Source organism: Klebsiella sp. RHBSTW-00215 (assembly GCF_014103785.1).
Classification (GTDB): Bacteria; Pseudomonadota; Gammaproteobacteria; order Enterobacterales; family Enterobacteriaceae; genus Klebsiella.
This window is the reverse complement of record NZ_JABXQS010000001.1, coordinates 4,270,038-4,292,211: the sequence shown is the minus strand read 5'-3', so window position 1 is coordinate 4,292,211 and position 22,174 is coordinate 4,270,038. Positions and strand designations below refer to the sequence as shown.

Below are 22,174 nucleotides of genomic sequence, written 5' to 3'. Positions count from 1 at the left end.
GTGATTCTCCAGCAAGCTATTGAGCCGATGTTTAGTTTTCCCCTGCGACACTGATTAACATCTGCAATCACAAACGGGCGATCCTGTGGAGTTGATTATCTCGCTGGTGGAGCACGCTCAGCGCCATTATTCATTGGTATTGCTGATGGTTTTCCTGCTGACGTTCACGAAATCCTGCGCCGTTATCTCGCTGCTGATACCGGGCACCTCCGGGCTACTGCTGTTTGGTACCCTGGCCTCCGCCAGCGTCGGGCATTTCTTGCTAATGTGGCTTAGCGCCAGCCTCGGCGCAATCGGCGGATTCTGGCTCTCGTGGCTGGCAGGACGCCGCTACCGACACCATCTGCATCGCATTCGCTGGCTTAATGCCGAACGTCTGGCCCGTGGCCAGCTGTTTCTGCGTCGTCACGGCGCATGGGCGGTCTTTTTTGGCCGTTTTCTCTCTCCGCTGCGCGCCACCGTCCCGCTGGTGACCGGCGCCAGCGGCACTTCTCACTGGCATTTTCAGCTCGCTAACGTCAGTTCCGGTTTGCTCTGGCCGCTAATGCTGCTGATCCCCGGGGCATTTAGCCTTAATATCTGGTAAAAAACATTACCTTTCAAAGAGATTCCTGAACCTGCCGATATGCTCTAGAATTATCATTATAACCTGATGATTAAACTAATTTTGAGCATTTGTAAGATTATTTTAATTATGCTACCGTGACGGTATTATCACTGGAGAAAAGTCTTATGAAAATCGCTGTGTATAGTACGAAGCAGTACGACAAGAAGTATCTGCAGCATGTTAATGATGCATACGGCTTTGAACTTGAATTTTTTGACTTCCTGCTAACCGAAAAGACCGCGAAAACTGCCAACGGCTGCGAAGCGGTATGTATTTTCGTTAACGATGACGGTAGCCGCCCGGTGCTTGAAGAACTTAAAGCCCACGGTGTGAAGTACATCGCCCTTCGCTGCGCCGGGTTCAACAACGTTGACCTCGATGCCGCCAAAGAGTTGGGGCTACGCGTGGTGCGCGTTCCAGCCTACTCGCCAGAAGCGGTCGCGGAGCATGCTATCGGCATGATGATGTCGCTGAACCGCCGCATTCACCGCGCCTATCAGCGTACCCGCGACGCTAACTTCTCTCTGGAAGGACTGACCGGTTTCACCATGCACGGTAAAACCGCAGGGGTTATCGGCACCGGTAAAATCGGCGTCGCCGCGCTGCGCATTCTTAAAGGCTTCGGTATGCGCCTGCTGGCATTTGATCCCTACCCAAGCGCCGCCGCGCTGGATATGGGGGTGGAGTATGTCGATCTTGAGACGCTGTACAGAGAGTCCGATGTTATCTCCCTGCACTGCCCGCTGACGGATGAAAACTATCATCTGCTGAACCACGCCGCTTTTGATCAGATGAAAGATGGCGTGATGATCATCAATACCAGTCGCGGTGCGCTGATCGACTCTCAGGCAGCGATTGACGCCCTGAAGCACCAGAAAATTGGCGCACTGGGGATGGACGTGTATGAGAACGAACGTGACCTGTTCTTTGAAGATAAGTCTAACGACGTTATTCAGGACGATGTTTTCCGCCGTCTCTCCGCCTGCCACAACGTGCTGTTTACCGGCCATCAGGCGTTTCTGACCGCGGAAGCGTTGATCAGTATTTCGCAAACTACCCTCGACAACCTGCGTCAGGTGGATGCTGGCGAAACCTGCCCGAACGCGCTGGTCTGATTTTCCTTTCCCTTTTGTGCTCCCCTCTCACGGGGGGGCACATTCAGATAATCCCCACAGAAATCGCCTGCGATACAGTTACAATCCCCTTCATTTATTGATGTGATAAATATTTTTGGAGATTAAATGAACAAATTTGCTGCACTGCTGGCGGCGGGAATGCTGCTATCGGGCTGCGTCTATAACAGTAAGGTGTCGACCGGAGCGGAGCAGCTTCAGCACCATCGTTTCGTGCTAACCAGCGTCAACGGGCAGCCGCTGAAAGCAGGAGATAAGCCGCTAGAGCTGAGCTTCGGCGAAAAGATGCCGATAACTGGCAAGATGTTCGTTTCAGGTAATATGTGCAACCGTTTCAGCGGCACGGGCAAAGTCTCTGACGGCGCGCTGAAGGTTGAAGAGCTGGCAATGACCCGAATGTTATGCGCGGATCCGCAGTTGAATTCGCTGGATGCTACGCTCGGTAAAATGCTGCGCGAAGGCGCACAGGTCGACCTGACGGAAAATCAGCTCACGCTGGCCACCGCCGATCAAACGCTGGTATACAAACTCGCCGACCTGGTGAATTAATAGTTACCGCAGCTTCCGCCTGCCAGCGCCTGCTCGCTGCAGCGCTTGCCGTTTGGCAATGCGCACATGCCGATAGCGGAGCCATCAAGCTGGCGGGCCACCGATAACGAGCCGCCGACCATCGCGCAGTTTGCCTCACCGCTGCTGCTCATCGCAGCACGCATCCCTGGTGATACGTGCGCCGCTGTTGCCTGCTGAACAGGTTCATCGTTACTGCTACACGCCGACAGTAACAACGCGGCACATCCGACTAAAAAAGCTGCTCGCATTCTCTCTCCCCTCAGATACATCTGAAAATGAACAAACCCAAGAATAATAGGCAGCACAGCGAGCGGCGTCGAGAGGCAAAGTACGTATTTATGCGCCGTATTAACATTTTCTAGCAATTTTTTTGCGCAAAGGTTGATCTTATCGAGAAAGCCTGCAAGCAATCGGCCCCACTAATAAATAGGGGGTATCGTGAAAATATACGTTGAGATATTTCTTAAGTAGCCGACGCGTTGCAGAATGAGCGCATGAATACGCGCACGTAAAAATTCAGGATCGCCATGTTACGCAATTTGTTTAAATCTGAAGCAGATAAAACCAGAGACGAACTTACGACATTCAGGAGCTCACTTTTACCTTTTATCAAACAGTATCAATTGGAAGATCGTTGGCTGGAAGCGTGTGAGGTCGCGTTTCGGGGCGATGATGCCATAACCTGGATCGAAAAAAATAGCCAACTCACGCGTTCAAGCCTCTTTTTTCAGCGTGCCAAAGAAGAGATGGTTGCTGGTGCGTTTGCCGCTTATTTGCTGACGCATGCGCTGCCTCCCCTTTATTCATCGCATCTGAATACGCTGAAGCGTAAAGAACGTACGTTGACCGTTACCGACGATTATGGTGTTGAGCACTATGAAAAGTGGTTTAGCGAGCTGGAATACTTCTTCGAACACGTCATTAAATACGACCTGAACCACTGGATTGAACAACACCAGCAGCAGCTTAATCAGCTATGGCCGGACAACAACCCGGCGGAGTCAGTATGGGGGTCTGGTCGCGTGAGCTATCGCGCGTTCACTTTACCCGGGCAGTTCGAACGCATAGTGAGGCGCGAGATCATGCGCGTGGTCGACGAAATGCCCGAACCGCATACGCCAGGCTATAGCCCCCATTTAAGCGGAATCGACTATGAGCATTTTGTTGCCAGCTGTTTTGAAAAAGCAGGTGCCGCCTGCCAGGTGACTCGCGGCAGCGGCGACCACGGTCTGGATATTCTGGTCGATTACCGGGGATGTCGGCTGGCGGTCCAGTGTAAACACTATCAGGGAAAAGTTGGCAATAAAGCGATTCAGGAAGTCTTCGCCGCTAAACAATTCTACGATTGCCTGCTGGCCATGGTGGTCAGCAACAGCGAGTTTACTCCCCATGCCAGACAAGCGGCGCAAAAACTGGATGTGTATCTTTACCATCATGATGAAATAGCCGCGTTTATTCAGATTCTCGATGAGTGGATTGATGCGCCTGAATCCAGCTAATTGCTCAGCTAATATGGTCGTTATTTCATAGATAAAGATTGTGCCTGGTACAGGGATAACAGACCCTGTACCTTGCTTAAATATTAACTCATATATCATCTCCTTTTAACTCAGTAGCCGAAAAAAGCATAACAACTAAAATATATTCACGAGCTGTAGAATAATATTTCCTCCATTAACGATTTTAACAACCACCATTATTAATTGATTTATAACAGGCGGAAATTCGAAGATTTAGTTGGTGCTAAGGAGATTATCAACTCCGAGCTGACGAGACGTGTTCATCGCATTTTTCCTGATGCTGATGGCTGGGTGAAAACCAATGATACTGCTGACCTCCATTAGTACGGAGGCCAGCGAACATGAAAAGAACAAACCAACCGTGCCATTCAAGAAATGCTTGAAGAAGCTGAGTTTTGGCCAACTGAAGTATGAAAGAGAGGGCCATATAGCCCTTAACTATTTAATTCTCAGTTTGTTAAGCCGTTCCCCAACCTCCAGAACCACGACTCATCGTCACTGTACCAGCAACCAATGCTGCAGTACCGGAACCCGATACAACCACTTCACAGGTGACTGTGCGGTCATAGATATCAGTACGCACCCCATGGAAAGGTATTACACCAATAAGCGATGCTCCCAGGTCTCTTCCAATAGATGTAACGGTAAAGACTCTACTCCCCTGAATCCATACTTCTATGCGGGTGTTGGAAGTACTCATCCCTGCAGTCCAACGAACAAGTCCGCTTACAGAATACGTTTTCGCTGATTGAGCTTCACCAGAATCCGTATGAATGGCCTTAGACTTCCACTCCGAACCCGATTTAACCGGCAACGCCCCCATGCTAGCGATATCACCCTCAAAACTTTTGGCGCGAACTGTGCCGCTGAAAGAGCCACTCGTTGCTTCGATATGCCCCGTGAATTTCCCACTACTGGCATGAACTTCCCCACGCACAACCACGTTATTAAATTCGCTCCCCCCCGATTTAGTAATACGCCAGCCCTGACTCCCTCCTACGTAGTTATTTGACTGAATATCACCAACTTTTGCATTTGTAATAGAGCCATTTTTAATTCGAGCCGAATCAATATACAGCTCATTACCTTCCGCAATCATCACCGGTACAGCAGTCTTATTGTTGCGGTTAAACAGCGAGAAACGGTCGGCATAGAGGATCATGTCGCTGGTATCACCATCGCTTCCCAACACAATACCGGCTCCCACTTTTTTCCCGTTGTTGGTTTCAACTTTGATGGAATACATGGAGCTGATTTTATTGTTGGTGTCGACCAGCGTTTTACCCTGAGTCTGTACGGTAGAGGACAAGGTCCCGACGGTGCTGTTCAGGCTGGTCAGGCTGCTGGCCGTCGATTCGATTTTATCTTCTGCCTTCGTGACCCGGGTCGTCAGCGAGGTGACAACACTGGCATCCGCTTTATTCCCAAGACTGTTTTGCAGGCTGGTGATCGACTGGCCCTGTGAGGTGATTTTCCCCTCTGCGCTGGTCACGCGCGTTGTCAGCGAAGTGATAGCTGCAGCATTAACGGTATTGGCCACTTCATCACTGACATCAATGCAGAATACGTCGTCCACATATATATAACCCGCCGACAACGCGGTTCTCAATGAAATGGTGATAGCTGCATTAGCCGATGGTTTATAGTCTGCACTAATCAGCGTCCAGGCTGTTCCGATGCTGGCTGTTAGCGGAATATCCTTCAAGGGTCCGGAGCTATTACGGATGCTGATTTTGGTGTTGTTGGCATCTCTGATAGCAAAGTCACCTGATTTACGTACCCAGGCACCGACACGATACGTCCGCCCTCCAGTCAGACTCACCGCCTGGTCACAGGCAGTTGTGTTACCGGAAGTCGCCTGGATAATGTACTTCCCAGACTTCGGGTTCTGCGCCGCCAGTGTGCTCCAGCCCGAGTTACTCCAGCCGTCAAAACCGCGCTCGAACGAGTTGTTCGCCAGCATATTCGTCGGCATCGCTTTTGCCGCATCCGCATCCTGCTGGGTGGCCACAATGCTGCTATTCAGAGACGTGACGCTGCTGCCCTGGCTCTCCAGTTTGTTTTCAGCCTGCGTGACCCGATTCGTCAGGGAGGTGACAGCCGAAGAATCAGCCTTCTTACTGATATTGGTATTCGCCGTTGTCAGTCCGTTCTGCAGGCTGGTGATGCTGCTGCTCTGGCTGTCCAGCTTCCCTTCCGCGCTCGTTACCCGGTTGGTCAGCGCGGTCAACGCTGTCGCATCCGCTTTCTTATTAACGTTGCCATTGGTGGTGGCCAGGTCGTTCGTCAGCTTTGTGATGCTGCTGCCCTGGTTTGTCAGCGTATTCCCCTGTTGAGTGACTTTTGTCGTCAGAGTATCAACGGCAGATGCAGTAGCATCAGCGGTACTCTGTGCCCTCGCTGCTGCCGTAATATTACGGAAATGCCAGTCAGTGACATACCAGATAGTCCCATATGGCGAGTTCTGATTAATCTGCAGGAATGGACGAATATAGCCGCGATTAACCATTGCCTGGTTTACGGTAAATCGCCAGGTAGCACGCTTCCATGTTGCTGTCTTTTTCGTATTGCCACCGCTGGCCAGCGGTGCCCCAACGCTACCGTTAGAGCTTGTGGCGGTACCAATATAAAGATTGAAGTCAGCCTCACCCGCTCCACACGCAACCAGCGCAGACATTTCAAACACATCATTCAGCGTAGCTGGTATAGCGGCAAAGTTTGGGTGATGGTCACGCGATGTCAATTTTGCCACGTTAGCAAACGGACAGCCGGACGGAACACCAGTCGCTGTCGACAATACCGTCGTGAACCCCATCGAATTAAACGCCGAGTCGAATGACGGATTGGGGATATAGTCATCGCCCGTCGCATTTCCGGCACGAACGGCTGCGGTCAGTGAAGTGATGTTGCTATTGGCAGCAGTCACATTATTTTCAGTCTGAGTCACGCGCCCGCTGAGAGTATTCAAGGCCGCCTGTTCGGCTTTTTTTGCAATACTCTGGTTTGCGGAGGATAGATCGCTGGTCAATTTCGTAATCGCGCTGTTCGCCGACGTAATATCTTTCCCCTGCTGCGTCACCATGTTCTGCAGGGTTTGCACGGCGCTCGCATCTGCCTTATTGCGGACGTTGGTATTCGTTGTCTTCAGCCCATTCTCCAGCGCCGTGGTCCGGGTTCCAATGCTGGACAGCGTATCGCCCTGCTGAGAGACTTTCGTCGTCAGGGAATCCACTGCAGAGGCCGTGGCGTCGGCGGTGCTCTGCGCCTTCGCTGCCGCCGTGATGTTCCGGCAGTGCCAGTCAGTGACGTACCAGATCGTGCCGTATGGTGAAGTCTGTGCAATCTGCAGGAACGGCCTGAAATACCCCTTCGCGGCAACCGTGGCGGTGACCGTCCAGCGCCAGGTGGTGCGTACCCAGGTTTTACCTGTCGCTGCAGAAACAGCCCCTCCCGCGTTTGCGGCAGCAATCCCCCCGGTCGGGGATTCCGCTGAACCCACATACAGATTAAACACTGCTGTTCCGGCACCGCAGGCAACCAGCGCGGAGAATTCAATCACGTCACCGACAGTGGCGGCAATGTTATTGATGCCGGGAATATGATCGCGACTGGCCAGCTTCGCGGCATATTTAAAAGGACAGCCTGCGGGCACTCCGGACGATGACGTATCGACGACAACACGCCCCATCTGGTCGTATGCCGGGTCAAAGGTCGGATTGGGAATATAATCGTCGCCCGCCGCGCCGACAGCTCTGATGGCTGACGTTAATCCCGTTATATTGCTGTTCGCCGCCGTCAGGCCGCTTTCCGTCTTCTCTACCCGTCCGGTCAGTGACGTCAGGGCACTCTGATCCGCCTTTTTGTTCACATTTGTGTTGGTCGTTGTCAGGTCGTTTTGCAGCTTAGTGATCGCGCTGCCCTGGCTGGTCAGCGTATTGCCTTGCTGAGTGACTTTTGACGACAGGTCGTTTACTACACTGGCGTCCGCTTTACCGGCTACACCATTTGATGAAAACACGACAACACGACGGACAAACAGTCGCGCACTGGTGGCAGGTGCCCAGCTACCCGCAGCGAACCGGAGATAGACAAAATTATTGCTAAAATCTGCCGGGATGGTCAGCTCAATACTTTTCGTCTGCCAGGCCGTCGAGACTCCTTTTAGCCAGGCCGTAGTGGATGCCAGCCAGTCGGTCGGATTATTCAGATCAGAAATCACCCCCATCGTGTCAGCGGAAATATTCGACATCGCTTCAGAGGATTTAAGCTCAAACGTAACGGTTAATTTCGTATCAGGCTCAACCGGGATACGGGTCTGGTTGGCCACACGAATGGAGCCTGTCGTCGTTCTCAGCGCCTTTTCCCCGGCATCATACGTAAACGCGGAGCCAGTGCCGGAGTCCACCCATAGCGAGAGGTCAGATTCCATCCCCCCGTTAGCAATCAGACTACCGGATATCAGCGATGCCTGAAGCTGCGTGATGCTGTTGCTCTGGCTGGTCAGCTTCCCTTCAGCTTCGGTAACACGGTTACTTAACGAGGTGACGGCTGACGCGTCGGCCTTCTTCGTGATGTTCTGGTTGGCGGTAGAAAGTCCGTTCTGAAGACTGGTGATACTGCTGCTCTGGCTGGTCAGGGTCTTACCCTGCTCCGTTACCGTGTTCTGCAGCGTCTGCAGCGCGCTCGCATCCGCCTTTTTATTGACGTTCGCATTTGTCGTGGCCAGGTCGTTCGTCAGTTTCGTGATGCTGCTGCTTTGGCTGGTCAGTGTCCCTTCGGCATTGCTGACCCGGCTTGTCAGATTACTGATTGCACCCGCATTAGCCGCAATGCTGCTCTCGTCCGTAATATCAACGACATAAAAATCATCAAAGTATATTTCACCGGCAGACAATGACGACCAGATAGCAGCCTCAACAATCATATCTGAAGACGCTTTCCAGGAACCGCTAATATCTGTCCAGGTAGATCCCGTCGGTAGATCCGGCGTAATAAAATTCACCGCAGAAAGAATCGAACCGCTGGTATCACCAATTCTCAGCTTGTGATACGACTGGTCTGCCGTGACTGCTGCCCCATTACGACGGGTAAATACACCGATCCTGTAGGTCCGGTCAGCTTTTACATTGATGCGTTGAGAAATCGCCGCTTTACCTTCGCCACAACGCACTATCCTGCTACCGCTATGCGGAGCCGATGCCGTGGTAAATGTCGCCGCGCCAGAGACTGTCCAGCGGTTGCTCCCTAATTCAAAACCACTATTAACGAGCATGTTGCCTACAACGGCGACGCTGGCCACAGCATCATCTTGCATAGCAGCAACATCATTTTGCGTTGTACTGAGGGTGTTATCGAGCTTCGTCAGGCTGCTGCTCTGGCTTGTCAGCGTATTTCCCTGTTGGATCACTGTCGTCGTCAGAGAATCAACAGCAGACGCCGTGGCATCAGCTGTACTCTGCGCCTTCGCTGCCGCCGTGATGTTCCGGCAGTGCCAGTCGGTCGCATACCAGATGGTGCCAAAGGGTGAACTCTGGTTAATCTGCAGGAACGGTCTGAAATAGCCCTTCGCCGCAACCGCAGCGGTGACCGTATAGCGCCATGTGGTACGCACCCAGATTTTTCCTGTCGCGGCGGAAACTGCCCCACCCGAGTTTGCGGCAGTAATGCCCCCTGACGGGGAGTCCGCATGACCCACATACAGGTTAAAGGCTGCGGTACCAGCACCACAGGCAACCAGTGCCGAGATTTCAATCACATCACCAGCCGTCGCCGGAATGTTGTTCATCTTCGGGGTATGGTCGCGGGATGTCAGTTTAGCAACATAAGCATACGGGCAGTTTGCCGGAACCCCGGAGGCTGTAGATTCCACCACAGCCAGGCCCATTCGATCATAGGCCGCATCAAATGTCGGATTGGGAATATAATCGTCGCCTGCCGCGCCGACCGCCCTGATGGCTGACGTTAATCCCGTAATATTGCCGTTCGCTGCGGTCAGACCACTTTCCGTCTTCTCCACCCGACCGGTCAGTGACGTCAGGGCGCTCTGATCCGCCTTTTTGTTCACATTCGTGTTGGTCGTTGTCAGGTCATTCTGCAGCTTAGTGATCGCGCTGCTCTGGCTGGTCAGCTTGCCTTCCGCCGTATCGACCCGACTGGTCAGGTCAGTCACTGCCGAAGCATTTGCCTTCTTCGACACGCCGGTCGAAGAGAAAACATCGACTTTACGGATATAGAGACGCGCACTGGTAGCCGGTGCCCACCCGCCAACGGCAAATCGCAGATAGACATAATTTCTGGTAAAACTGGCCGGAATGGTCAGTTCCACGGTTTTCGTCTGCCAGTTGGTCGTCACCCCACTCAGCCATGGCGACACAGAAGACAACCAGCCAATTGGATTACCTAAATCCGTTATCACGCCGACGGTATCAGACGATATGCTGTTAACCGTTTCCGATGTCCTGTACTCAAAAGACATGGTCAGAATGGTATCGGCCTCGACGGGGATACGTGTGACGTTGGCAACACGAATGGAGCCGGTGGTCGTTCTCAGGGCTTTTTCACCTGAATCGTAAGTGAATGCCGAACCGGTCCCGGAGTTCTCCCAGAACGACAGATCCACATCCATTCCGCCGTTGCTAATCAGGCTCCCGTCAGCCAGGGAGTTTTTCAGCACCGTCAGCTGGCCAGACTGAGTGGCCAGGCTTCCTTCCGTCGCGGTGACCCGGTTGGTTAAAGCCGTGACCGCGCTCGCATCGGCCTTTTTATTCACATTCGTGTTGGTCGTTGTCAGGTCGTTTTGCAGCTTTGTGATTGCCTGGCTCTGGCTGGTCAGCGTTTTATCCTGCAGGCTGACGCTGGACTGCAGGCCGGTAATGGCACTGCTGTTTGCCGCCACGCCCGATTCGGCTTTCCCCACGCGGTTCGTCAGTGAGGTCAGCGAACTGCCCTGAGAAGTGCTCGTGGTGCCCTGCTGCTCCACTTTTTGCGTCAGTGACTGCAGGGCGCTGGCGTCGGCCTTTTTCCCAAGCGTGGTTTCCAGCCCGCTGATTTTACTGGCCTGTGCGCCCTGCGCAGTCGACAGGGAACTCAGTTCCTCTGCCACGGAGGATTTATTGTCGTTGAACTGCGTCTGTAGGGACTCCCGCGCCACGACTTCAGCCCGGTCGGCGGTGATCCGCGCGTTCATTTCCTGATACAGCAGACCGGAGCGTAAATCGCTCAGGCTGTTACTGTCAGTGGTTCCCCTGATCTGCGCCGCCAGCGTGGAGCGCTTCAGCACCTCCGCTTCATCGGCCCGGGTACGGGCCGTCTCCTCATTGCGTAACGCCGCCGTACTCGCCGCCGGTGCCGGTCGTCCGACCGATATCCAGTGGATCAGGAAATAGTTGTCCGCATTCTGCCCCTGGGCCAGATCGAGACGAAAACGGCGGACCGTACCGGACGCATTCCAGTTCACATCGGAGATGGCCACCACGCTGATACCATCGCCATCAAACTCCTGCTCCGCAATACTCACCGAGCGGGCATCACTCCAGCCGGTTTCCTCTGCACCAATCCAGTAAAGCCGACCTTTCCAGACCGGGTTACCCACGCGTTTAATACGCAGCATGATGGTGCGATAAGAGGAGGACGGGATTTTCTGCCCGTTGGGTGAGCGGCAGGATGAGTTACTGTTCGACGCTTTCAGCCAGCCGTCATCCGTGATTTGCATCGGCACCTGACCGGCATCGTCCTCAGTCCACCCTTCGTTGTCTTTATCAAAGTACCAGATACTGAATGAATCAAACTGCTGGCCACTACCGGCGGAAATTTCAGAAATCTGACGGGCCAGTGACTCGTCGCCATGCTGAATAATGGTCTGCAGGGTATCAATGGCGGCGACGCGCTCAATTTTTTCATTCAGCAGCTGGTCTGCCGCCTGCGCCGCTTTCGCGTTGACGTCCGCAATGCGGTCGGCAGTTTCCTGTTTCACCGCTTTGTCCCAGCCCGTATTCGCCTGGGCAATGGACTGTTTCAGGCTGTTTTCAACCGTCTGCAGCTGGGATTTTAACGCGGCATCCCCCTCGGTCAGGGTTCTGTTGACGTCAGTTATCTGCTGGTCAACGGAGGCATTAATGTCGCTCACAGCCTCGGTGATGCTCTTGTTCACTGCCGAGATATTGTCACTGAGCGTCTGATTGACGAGGTCGATATTCTCCGTTATCGACTTGTTGACCGACTCTATCTGCCCGTCAACCTGTTTACCGATATCCGCGACGGTCTCATCAAGACTCTGGTTAATATCGGTAACCTGCTGCGCGACTTCTTCACGAATAGCATCGGCGGCTTTCGTCAGCTCTTCGTGAGCCTCTCCGATATCCCGCTGGACTTCCTGCCAGGCAGGGGTGTCCTTAATAGCATCCGTCAGCTGGTCGTAATATTCGCTAATGTCATCGCTGGCCTGCCCCTGAACCCAACTTGTCCAGGGGCTTTCGTTACCCAGACGATCGACAATACGCACCCGGTACCAGAACGTTGCGGCAATCTGCAGACCCATCTGCTGATACGTTTTGCCCGGATACGCCACGTCAGACAGCGCCATCGCCCCGCTGCCGTTTGGATTAGGGCTATACTGCAACTCCGTTTTCTGGGTATCACCGGCACCGTCCGGAAACCCCCAATTCAGTTCAACACCATGCATCAGCGATGTGGTTGTCAGGGCGATCGGCGCAGAAGGCATACCGATCTTTCCGGTCAGCATTTTCTCTTCAGAATACGACCAGCCGCTGGAAACCTCAGCCGCATTAATAGCGCGCACTCGCACGGTATAGCGCCCGGCGTAAATACCTACAACATCAAACGATGACACGGAACTGCGAGGAATATTAACCCAGTTGCCTTCATTGCGGCGCCACTGCGCTTCGTAGGAAATGGCGTTTTTTACCGCAGACCAATGAACCTGCAGCGTTTCAACACTCATCCCCTGATTAACCACCGAATAGGACTCAACGACGATATTAGCTGGCGCACTTTGATTTCCCGGGGGAATAACGCTGATCGGTCGACTGTCGATAACCGCGCCGGTATCAATCCTCGCATATTTATCAGGATCGTGAGCGGCTGCGGAAATAGTGAATGTACTATCGTTATTATCTTTAACACTCACAACCCGATATTGCTGAACCTTCAGAGAGTCAGATTCTACAGCCCAAACGCATTCTGTTTCCGGTACTTCAGTATATTCGGTAGTAACGGTGACAATATACCCATCGACATCCTGAATAGTCCGGCTTTGCGTCACGCCTGACGGCAGGTTCATCAACAGCCTATCGCCAGTTTTTGCTTCCGTTTTACGATCGAGCGTAATGACGCAGCCATCCACTTTACTAGTGCGGCCCCCGTTGACTTTACCCGCCAACATTTCGTCCGCCACCGCAATGACATAACCGGGTTGCGGAATATTGCCGTCGAGTCCGACGGAGAACGTCACTACGCGATCTTTATTGTTGGTCAGGATCCCCCAGCGCCCTTTACGGTTAGCTTCCGACTGACGGGTACAGCCAATCGCCGTCAGTTCAAGCTGATTGAAGCCATAGCGAGCCACCAGCGGCTGCTCAAAAACCGGCTCCATCGCATCAGCATATTCGTTCTCAGGATCGGACCAGGAAACCAGCGCGTTGGTATAGCGCGTTTTGCTACTGCTGCTGGCATATTGAAAACGACCATTAATCACGTTAGCTCTGGTGTAGGTGTAGTCAATATCGCGAGGCATATCCGCCAACGCTATCACCTGATCGCCACTCCAGCAGGTCATGCCGCGGAAAATAGCTGCAAAATCACGTAACACCGTGTAGGCATCATTGCGATCCTGAATATAGACGTTACAAAGATAGCGTGGCTCGGTGCCATCACCGCCCTTACCGTCAGGCACAGGTTCGTCGCAATAACGGGCAACCTGATACAACGTCCATTTATCGATATTTTCTGAGGTAAGACGATTTCCCAGACCAAAACGATCGGTAACGATCAGATCGTAAAAAATCCATGCGGGGTTATCTGTCCATGCCCATTTAAACGCGCCCGTCCAGATGCCCGAATATTGTCGGGTTTCCGGGTCGTAATTGTCAGGAACGCGAATAACGCGCCCGCGAGGACTACAGGCAATTTTGGGGATAGAACCATTGAACTGACGGGAATCAAATTCAACGTAAAGCAGGGCCGTATTGGGATAACGTAATTTTGCGTCGAGAATCTCAGCATAGCTTTGCAACGTCATGACATCGCCAATTTTTGAGGTACTGACGTCTTCTGTGACCTTACGCAGGCGCAAAACCCAGCCCGTATTAGCCCGAGGTAAATCAATTCGATGGCATCGTTCATAACCGGAAGAGGTTTTGCCGGTAACCGCGCTTTCCAGTACCGTTTGCCAGGTGCCTCCGTCAGTTTGCAAATCGACAGCGTAGCTCACGGAGTTACCCATCAGATCGCCGTTATCTTCTTGTTTAAATAAAGATGGCCATTTTAAGCGCAGACGCACGGCAGAAAGCTGAGTATTACTAAAAGAATGGGTCCAGGCCGTTTTACTGGATATTTCCGTACCTACGTTAATTTCATTTTCTGAACCAGGGATCCCCTGAATATAATTCTGTGCCTGAGTACCAGAGCGAAATTCCCATACCACACTGCTAAAATTTTGTGAACCGTCGGAATTCTCCAGCGGCGTTCCGTCAAGGTAAATATCCTTTGCGGTAAGTGCGCCAGCAAACTCGCCCTCGCCCAACGCCATAAGAATTTTGGCTTTTGCTACGGATTGTAAATCATCTGGCTGTTCCGTTGGGGTACGCGGACTCGAACTCCCGCCCTTGCGCCCTTTAATGAGGTGCTGTGTCATAGATATTATGTCCATAAAAAAACCACCCGAAGGTGGCCAGAAAAAGAGAGGGACCGGATATTTTACTGCTGGTCTTCTACATAAATTCCAGCCGAAATAATTGCGCCACCGATAAGCCGCCTACCATATAACAGTGGAACCGGATATCCCTGTGCCGCTGTATTAGTCACGCCACCGAAGGCATAAGAAGCTTTATTTTCGCCAGACTGCTTGCTGGCTAATCCGGGTACCTGAGGTGAGAGCATCTGAAGAACGCCGCCAAGCATCATTGATGCCCCCAACTTCCACGCCACAGGCCCCCAAGCACCACCTCCCCACGCCTGGCCGATTGTACTTCCGAGTACCCCTACAACGACCAAAACCGCCCCTAAAATAGTTTGCAACAAACCTGCTTTCTTACTTCCTATAACAACAGGGATAATTCGTATAACATCATCTATTACTGGAAAGATTAAATCATCCTTATTAAGATTTCTCTTCCCCTTAAAAATCGCATACGTTAATCCCTTTGATTTACTATCATTAAGAAATTTTTCAAACCCTGGAATGGTACAACAAAGTGCTCTTATTGCTTCAGATGTTGTTTTTACTTGTTTAACATGAGTTTTCCCGAATTTTTTACCGAGAACCCCTCCAAACTCTATTTTTATTGTTTGTTCTTGCATAAATAGCCTCACAGAATGACTATTCACATAGTCATTCATTAAGTGATTAAACAAAATTATTTAACAGAGATAGGCTTAATATCGCCTTCATCTTCCGGCGCTTGGAAAAGTCTCACGCCTTTATGTTGATTTTCTTTTATATATAACTCGCGTTCAGTTAAAGGTCGGTTTGTATTGCAAATACCACCTTCTTCTCTATATCCAAGCATCCATTCACCAGCTGGAATGTAAAAATCTGCACGTTCACCAATATCAAGACTAGCAACTCTTTTACCTGATATATAAAAACCATAGAAACATGCGCTACCCAACAAACCAGAATCACGCACAACTGTAAGCCTTGCACCATTTGATAATGGTTCCTGATAAAAAAACAACCTCTCTTTTGGTACTAATTTTGCTTTATCAAGTGACACAGCCGACGTGGCACACCCTGTTAAACCAACGATTGCCATGATAAGCAGTAGTTTTTTCATTTATCTGTCTCCTTCCTGGACTTAAACAACAAACGAACATAACGATTTATAACGCAAAACCTTCACCGTTCTTTCCTGCCAGTATCCACCGTAAGGTACCCGCTGACTCAAGTGACCATACAGATGATGTAGTAGCATATTTCCCTCCAGCAGAATACCTGCGTGATTCCATTTATTCGCCTGCACCTGCATGATAATCATATCACCGGGCTGCAGCTGGCCAGAAAAATCGCGAAATCCGCATTCATACCAGCAATCATGGTAAAAGTTATCAGGGTAGTCATCTTCCCACCACGGATAATCCACACGATAATCCGTCAACTCGACACCATGCTGCTGGCGAAAATAACTCATTACCAATCCCCAGCAATCATAGTGGCCAAGAACAAACGGGCGCTCCAGTAACGGCAGTTCCTCCCGAGGATAAATCGTGCGGAGATCACCTTCCGGCCAGCTAAAGATATGCCAGGGTAGCAACATCGCGTCACACTGAGCCTTATCCAATTCGCTTGGCTGGGTCGTAGCATCAGGGTGGCTGTGCACAATCCCCGTGACGGTACCCCAATCCTCTGTCTGAGCATAATCCTCCGGCGCAAGGACAAAATGCTCTTGTGGATCGTCAGCAATATTACGGCAGGGAAAATAGCGTTCTACCCTTCCTCTTTGCGCAATCGCACCGCAGCACTCACGAGGATACTCCTGCCGGGCATGCTCCTGAATAGCCCTGATAACCTTCTGGCGCATATTAGCTCCGAATTAAAGACGTGCCGGGGAAACCACCAAAAGGTAGCTCGTTGTCTTCACCAAAGCGTAATTTACAGGCTGATAAAGTACCGTTGCAGACATCCAGCGCCGGATCGGTAACAGGTATATTATTTTTATCAAAATATCGCTGACCGGTATAATCACAACCATCACCACTGCGGTATTTGTTTCTGATACACCAGGTACAAATAGAATGTAGCTGGCGAGTTGGGATCATGATCCCTTGCAAATCCATTGGGCTGGCAAGAGTGAACTCAATCGCTTCATTCGTTTCTTCACTTTTGGCATCAATAAAAAAGACCTTTCTTTTTTCCTGCGTGGGATCGGCAGCCGCATTCCCCTCAGGAAAATTACGTGCATCAAGATATTTTGCCAAAGTATCGTGCACCGTAACCTTCGCCTGAACCAGATCATCGTAATAAAGACACAGAGCAGTAATTGAGGCATCAATATTTGCCACCTTAAGCGATGGCTGCGCGTCCCGACCGCTGGTGGTAGACTCAATACCTTCAATAATACAAGGCCATGGCATATATTCATTTCCTTGCCACCAAATGGGTTTGGCAGGTAAACGAGTCTCATCGCCGCCCGCTGCCAGAATCTCGGCCTCGCTATGAGCGATATTGTGTCCGTGGAAATATAAAACATCATCCATTCCAAAGACGCTGCCATCAATCTCCAGCAAGCGTATTTCATTCCCTGGTTCAAGTTTTTGATAATCAGCTGTAATCATGGTGCATATGCCTGGTTAAATGTGGCGGTTACCGTCATGACCTGACTTGATAACGGTGAAAGCTTTAATGAGTCGGGGCTGACGCGATAAAGTCCAGACTCACCCATTGGTGAATCCCAGATAAACGACTTCGTTACATGGCGGCGCATAAACTCGAGTACCGCTAATATCTCTTCCTTTTCGCCAGTTAATGTCACCGGCCAGGTTTGTTTTTCAGAATGAATACCATCGCCCACGATCTGCTGGTAGCCATCACCAAAACTAGCCTCACGGACGTTAAAATTAAAATCTCCTTGCAAACCCGCTTGTATTTGCGTTCGCCAGGTAAAAGTTTCTATTGCCATATCATCTCCGGGAATCAAAAAATTAACGCGCGTGATTTGCATTCCAAATAAGGCCACCCGGCCTCAATTCATTCGCCACGCCAGCACGAACTGAACGGTCGATAGTCTGCTGCCAGGCGCGATTCACCGCGCCATTATTGTCGGTCGATTGCGGTTCTGAACTCTGATTCTGAATAAGTACTGAGGTCTGAATAGTAAGTGGCCCAGCACCAGAAGAACCCAGTCCTTGCATCGATGCCGTTCCCACATAACCGCCGCCCGCATACCCCTGCGCGCCGCGCATCATGGCGTAAAGATTGCCAATCCCTATCGCCGAGGTCGCCTCTTTGGTAAAAACAAATTCGCCGCCATGAACAATCCCTCTTGGCTCATATTTACCACCGTCTCCGGTATATCCGCCTCCGGAATGGCCAGTGAAAACTTTACCGATGGATGCTACCCAACCGATGCCGGAATTCGACATCGCGTTAAAGGAAGCCTGCATGGCTTTTACCAACAATAATTGGCTAAGCATCTTCAGAGTCCCTTTCAGAAAGGTCATCAGGAAATCACTAAAATTCGCCTTTCCTGTGGTTATATATTCCACCAGCGAGTTTCCCATTGAGCTAAAAGCGTCTTTAGCTAAATCCTTAAGCTTGCCATGAACGTTTTCTCCATCCTTAAGGAATTTATCCCACGCCTCTTTGGCCCCTGCCATTAAACCGCCGAGCCAATCGCTCTTCCCCCCTTTTTCCTGATCATCGTCAGAACGCTCTTCCATAATTGCGCCTGGCAGAAAAATTTTTGGCGTATTACCCACATCTTTTTTTGGAGGGCCACCTATTCCCGCCAGTGAATCCCAATAGCTTTTAGGACCTGACGTGATATTGTAGGTCTCATCCTCAGATTTCTTTACCATATCCTGAAGTATTGGCCCCATTCTGGCTGGAGGAAGGGGTAACGTCTGCATTAACCTTTTCAGGCCATCCGTATGCTTTTTCTGGATATCTGTTGCAGCACGAAAAGTCTTATTAAACTCTTCACTTTTACGGCTGGCAACAGTGACTTTCTGTTGATATTGATCCAGAAGTCGGTTGCTTTTTTCCAGCTCACTGTTATTCATGCGCAGTGTTATTGTTGTATCACCCGCCATTGACTTTCTCCTGAAAGAATAAACCAGGCGATAGCCTGATTTAATTTGATTAATAAATAGAACATCCTTCCGATGAAAATCCTAACTAGTTCTGTAGTTTATTCAGGATATTCAACGCCACCCGTTCCATTATCTGAAGATCGTTTATTGCGGTTACCTCGTCAGCTACATCATAAACCCTCATGAGCCATGCTAGGACATTATAATCCAGACCGATGACCCCTCCCGGGCTGGTGCGCCACTGCGTGCTGGCCGCGCGAAAAACCACAAATGCAGGCCAGATATCAGGCCAGACGTTGATAACAACATCGTCATAGTCTTCGGCTGTCAGACCGAATGCGCTAAGCTCATCCGCTGATGGTTCAGGCGTATAGAATGCAGAGGCAACCGCAATCAGTTTTTTTCGCGATTCCCCGTCAGCTCCTGATAATAGGTGGTCATTATTGCTTTAACCGCCCCCGGATAGTTATCTATCAGTGTTCCCATATTTTCTCGCGTACAGGGTTCAGATAATGCCCAGTCGTCGACGATCTCCAGTAAAAAATCACTGGCGGTTTTCTCGTCAATATTTTCAAGCTCTGCCAGCTCTTTTATTGGCCGATGCTTAAATGTAAAATTCAGTACTCCGTCGTCTTCACCAGCACGGGGAATAATGACATCCGCTTTAAAAACAGGTTTAGGTTGTAATTTGAAGATAGCGCTCATAAGTACCCTTAAAAAAGGCTCCCGCAGGAGCCTAATCGAATTTATTTTGTGTTCTGCAGATAAGGAAAATGATTAATCTTCCGATTTGTAGAAGGTAATATCCCGCGAGTGAATGGAAAACGCGACTTGTACGGTTTCAACACTATTCACAGCCGTCACCGGTTGCGGATCAAACGACGGAATACCGGACCAATAGCGGTACTCTTTCGCATTCGGAACAAACATGCGTAGCGGTAAAATTTGGCCATAACGATCCGCCATGCTTAACACGTTGTAGATTGCTAATGAAGCATCATGGGCTAACGTGAAGGTTTGATTTTTAGCCGCCTTAAAAGTACCAATATTACGCTGGCGATCGTCTGCCAGAAACTGTACCTGTGCATACTGCTGTTCACCACCTGATTGCGCGACTTCCGTAATCTGTGGAATCTCAGTCCACTCAGTGATTTTCTGTAATTTCCCGCTACCGGCATGAGCAGGGAAAAAATTCCTGTCGCTAGAGTTAACAACCGAAATGGTTACGCTATTCGTTGTTTGCGCGGTGATTCTGGCAACTAAACCATCGATAAGTCCCCATCCCGAAGAAATAAGCACGACATCATCAACCTTAAGGTTATGATTTTCAGCAACGGTAAAAATAGCCCCTTCGGCATTAGAAACCGTACTGACTGAAACTGGATTACTCAGGCCGGAGCCAACAAAAACGGTCGAGCCATTAGGCAGAGCAAAAGCCATAATAATATCTCCATTATTGATATTTAAATTTTAGGATGTACTTTATAAAAATCAGTTTGTTTAATTATGACTTATTGTTATGCATCATAATTATCACGTTTTAAAACCAAAACTATTTTCCCTGTTAATTTATTATGAGTTTTCGGAGCTGCCATTGTGCAATACGCTATCAGGGATGCGTTTTGTTACTGGTTCATTTTCAAAAACCTTCATACCATACTGCCCAATCCACGTCGCATTTTGGTTAACATTACTAAAAATAAACTCCATAACTTCAAGCATTAACTCTTGAATTAAAGTTGCTGAGTTATCACGGCACCAACTTTCGATCGAAGTCAGAAGAGGATCGGAGCCATTAGCAATGAACTGCTCGCCAATACTATAATGCTTCGTTTTGTTTTCATCAGTAATGCAATGCAGCTTACTGATTTGTAGAATCTCCGCGGATGGCCCAACAGTTTGAACAGTGAGCGTTACAATTCTATTCCCTTTGTCCTCAGCAACAGTGGATGAGTAAAACATTGAAAGAGTTAAATCATTAGATGTATACATTTATTTTCTCCAGGTGACAGTTACGGTACTAATTATAGTAGTAAAATATTTGAGTTAATCGCATTCAGAGGTTCGTCATTAAATATTACATAGCTATTCTCGCCTTCAACCAGCCATATACAAATGATTCATTGGAATCATACTTTTCAACCAGCTCCAGATAATACTGTCCCTGGCTACAATTCAGTGCTCGAAGTAATACGTTCTCTCCCTCTTTCCCTCTGCGGATAAGGTAAAGACTCAACGCATTTAAGGTTCTGGGGCCAATAACTCCATCCGATATGAGATCCGGATAGAGCATTCCGCGATGATTAAAAGCATTTAGCCATCGTTGAAGCCACTTGCTCGGTAATGACGGTCCCATATTGACACCGGCATCACACAACTTTTCAGCGATAGTGGCAGATATGTCAGCAACCTGATCAAACCGGGGCGCAATCCAGTAGTCAGCATTGAGAATATCCAGCGCTCGCTGACGCGTCAGCTTTCGCATATCGCCATCATAGCCATGGGCCCGGGCGGTCACCTGAGTAATTCCCCAGTTTGTCGCCCCACCTTTATCATCCGGATGATTTACATAACCGCCCTCCTTATCCAAAATGGTATTAAAAATGTCATCTTTGTTCATACATGCCTCATTTATCAATTAAATGTGCAATATTCCCTTTCGCACGAAATACAGCCATAAAAACGAAAAAATTGACTACAACAACCAACCAGTGGGTTGACTCATATAATCCGAACAAATAGCGAAACGGTATGCTGGCATAGGTAATCACGAGTAAATATGCTGTACACGATACCCATGGCCGATATCTCCTGAGCTGTGCACGGCGATAAAACATCAAATTCAGGGTAATAAAAGCGCAGAGAACTGAATTAACCAGCGCAGGAAGGTCATTTTCCATTCGGACGCTCATTATTATGCCGGGTTAATATTTTGTACAAATCGGTTAGTTCTTGATTATTCAGAAACGTGAGGATCTTAATAATAAGTGCAGATATCAGCACCGCGCCCAGCGCGTCTAATGGCCTTTCACTATACCCTGTCCAGGATGCCAGTTTCGTCCCGATTAACCCGGCTCCCAGGACACCAACAATAAAGGAAGTCATGAAATAAGCGGCCAATCTAAAGCGGGTAATATTTACCGCAGTTGCCACATAAAATACCGCACCAGCAAAAGCCCCAAAAACAACGCCATAATCAATACCTGTTACCAACCCAAACATACCAGCTCCCATTAATCCACCAGCAACAACTAGCGATGTACCGGAAACAGGATCGGACATTTACCCTCCCTTCTTTCACTGTGAGTGATGATGATGAATACCGAAGTGCAGAATAATTTTTCATACTTACACTACGG

The 22,174-nt window shown here is 49.9% G+C and carries 19 protein-coding genes and 1 pseudogene; 5 read left to right on the top strand and 15 right to left on the bottom strand.

Annotated features, from left to right (window positions below):
• Positions 1–85 precede the first annotated feature (85 nt).
• The 3 genes from HV127_RS20340 (at position 86) to hslJ (ending at position 2,289) form a co-directional block, all read left to right on the top strand.
• Positions 86–586, top strand: a complete 501-nt coding sequence (locus HV127_RS20340) for a DedA family protein (protein WP_182238260.1) — start codon at positions 86–88, stop codon at positions 584–586.
• A gap of 146 nt (positions 587–732) precedes the next feature.
• Complete coding sequence (locus HV127_RS20335; RefSeq protein ID WP_110273415.1) at positions 733–1,722, top strand: 2-hydroxyacid dehydrogenase; 990 nt, start codon at positions 733–735, stop codon at positions 1,720–1,722.
• Between the two features lie 126 nt (positions 1,723–1,848).
• Positions 1,849–2,289 carry a heat shock protein HslJ gene (gene hslJ / locus HV127_RS20330; RefSeq protein WP_182238258.1) on the top strand — a complete coding sequence of 147 codons (441 nt, stop codon included), beginning with the start codon at positions 1,849–1,851 and terminating at the stop codon, positions 2,287–2,289.
• Here hslJ and HV127_RS20325 read toward each other — a convergent pair.
• Positions 2,286–2,558 carry a DUF333 domain-containing protein gene (locus tag HV127_RS20325; RefSeq protein WP_139538049.1) on the bottom strand — a complete coding sequence of 91 codons (273 nt, stop codon included), beginning with the start codon at positions 2,556–2,558 and terminating at the stop codon, positions 2,286–2,288. The genes hslJ and HV127_RS20325 overlap by 4 nt on opposite strands.
• A gap of 375 nt (positions 2,559–2,933) precedes the next feature.
• On the opposite strand from HV127_RS20325, the gene HV127_RS20320 reads away from it, so the two are divergent.
• Both HV127_RS20320 and HV127_RS31785 read left to right on the top strand, forming a co-directional pair.
• Positions 2,934–3,809: a restriction endonuclease gene (locus tag HV127_RS20320; RefSeq protein WP_182238256.1), complete on the top strand. Its 876-nt coding sequence runs from the start codon at positions 2,934–2,936 to the stop codon at positions 3,807–3,809.
• A 204-nt stretch (positions 3,810–4,013) separates the two neighbouring features.
• Positions 4,014–4,244: pseudogene (locus HV127_RS31785) on the top strand (DinI-like family protein).
• A 43-nt stretch (positions 4,245–4,287) separates the two neighbouring features.
• Here the strand turns inward: HV127_RS31785 and HV127_RS20310 are convergent.
• From HV127_RS20310 to HV127_RS20245, 14 genes are all read right to left on the bottom strand, one after another.
• Positions 4,288–14,700 (bottom strand): DUF1983 domain-containing protein, encoded by a 10,413-nt coding sequence (locus HV127_RS20310; protein WP_228727480.1) that lies wholly within the window; start codon positions 14,698–14,700, stop codon positions 4,288–4,290.
• Between the two features lie 62 nt (positions 14,701–14,762).
• Entirely contained in the window at positions 14,763–15,365 is a 603-nt protein-coding gene (locus HV127_RS20305; RefSeq protein ID WP_182238254.1) for a tail assembly protein, read from the bottom strand.
• A 56-nt stretch (positions 15,366–15,421) separates the two neighbouring features.
• Positions 15,422–15,841 (bottom strand): hypothetical protein, encoded by a 420-nt coding sequence (locus tag HV127_RS20300; RefSeq protein ID WP_182238252.1) that lies wholly within the window; start codon positions 15,839–15,841, stop codon positions 15,422–15,424.
• Positions 15,842–15,862: 21 nt separating this feature from the next.
• Entirely contained in the window at positions 15,863–16,585 is a 723-nt protein-coding gene (locus HV127_RS20295; protein ID WP_182238250.1) for a C40 family peptidase, read from the bottom strand.
• Between the two features lies 1 nt (position 16,586).
• A complete protein-coding gene (locus tag HV127_RS20290) occupies positions 16,587–17,339 on the bottom strand; it encodes a phage minor tail protein L (protein ID WP_182238248.1) in 753 nt (250 codons plus the stop codon).
• Positions 17,336–17,683, bottom strand: a complete 348-nt coding sequence (locus HV127_RS20285; protein ID WP_182238246.1) for a phage tail protein — start codon at positions 17,681–17,683, stop codon at positions 17,336–17,338. Before HV127_RS20285 ends, HV127_RS20290 begins: the two co-directional genes overlap by 4 nt.
• 22 nt (positions 17,684–17,705) lie before the next feature.
• Positions 17,706–18,815: a phage tail tape measure protein gene (locus HV127_RS20280; RefSeq protein ID WP_182238244.1), complete on the bottom strand. Its 1,110-nt coding sequence runs from the start codon at positions 18,813–18,815 to the stop codon at positions 17,706–17,708.
• 85 nt (positions 18,816–18,900) lie between these two features.
• Complete coding sequence (locus HV127_RS20275) at positions 18,901–19,146, bottom strand: DUF1799 domain-containing protein (RefSeq protein WP_142514322.1); 246 nt, start codon at positions 19,144–19,146, stop codon at positions 18,901–18,903.
• 62 nt (positions 19,147–19,208) lie between these two features.
• Entirely contained in the window at positions 19,209–19,520 is a 312-nt protein-coding gene (locus HV127_RS20270) for a phage tail assembly chaperone (RefSeq protein WP_110273426.1), read from the bottom strand.
• 72 nt (positions 19,521–19,592) lie between these two features.
• Positions 19,593–20,255 carry a phage tail protein gene (locus tag HV127_RS20265; protein WP_182238242.1) on the bottom strand — a complete coding sequence of 221 codons (663 nt, stop codon included), beginning with the start codon at positions 20,253–20,255 and terminating at the stop codon, positions 19,593–19,595.
• A gap of 132 nt (positions 20,256–20,387) precedes the next feature.
• A complete protein-coding gene (locus HV127_RS20260) occupies positions 20,388–20,807 on the bottom strand; it encodes a hypothetical protein (RefSeq protein ID WP_182238240.1) in 420 nt (139 codons plus the stop codon).
• A gap of 85 nt (positions 20,808–20,892) precedes the next feature.
• Positions 20,893–21,435 (bottom strand): glycoside hydrolase family 108 protein, encoded by a 543-nt coding sequence (locus HV127_RS20255; protein WP_181482455.1) that lies wholly within the window; start codon positions 21,433–21,435, stop codon positions 20,893–20,895.
• Between the two features lie 7 nt (positions 21,436–21,442).
• Positions 21,443–21,715, bottom strand: a complete 273-nt coding sequence (locus HV127_RS20250; RefSeq protein WP_182238238.1) for a phage holin family protein — start codon at positions 21,713–21,715, stop codon at positions 21,443–21,445.
• Positions 21,705–22,097 (bottom strand): phage holin family protein, encoded by a 393-nt coding sequence (locus tag HV127_RS20245; protein ID WP_139538035.1) that lies wholly within the window; start codon positions 22,095–22,097, stop codon positions 21,705–21,707. The genes HV127_RS20250 and HV127_RS20245 overlap by 11 nt, the downstream gene beginning before the upstream one ends.
• Between the last annotated feature and the right edge of the window lie 77 nt (positions 22,098–22,174).